General features: G+C 64.3%; 1 protein-coding gene. It reads left to right on the top strand.

The features are described 5' to 3' along the window. On the top strand, positions 1–230 hold a 230-nt coding region (locus KZZ04_RS21000; protein ID WP_219424149.1), incomplete at both ends, for a hypothetical protein.

Below are 230 nucleotides of genomic sequence, written 5' to 3'. Positions count from 1 at the left end.
CGTGAGCGACGAGCCGTATACGAACCAACGGCTCGGCCTGATCGTCCCCGGCATCCTGCGGGATATCGGCGATGTCGCTCACCTCGCGGCGCTGTGCAGCAGGCAACAAGTCGTCATCGCCGGCGGCGTGTCCGGTGGTGGGAAACCGCTCACTGCTGAGCAACTCGCCGCGGCGTACGCACCCGCCACCCGGGTTTTCAAACTTTACGGCAAGGACAAGAACCTCGTTC

This window comes from Pseudoalteromonas sp. CR1 (genome assembly GCF_019392235.1).
Classification (GTDB): domain Bacteria; phylum Pseudomonadota; class Gammaproteobacteria; order Enterobacterales; family Alteromonadaceae; genus Pseudoalteromonas.
The sequence above is the reverse complement of the archived record's forward strand: the minus strand, read 5'-3'. Positions and strand labels throughout refer to the sequence as shown.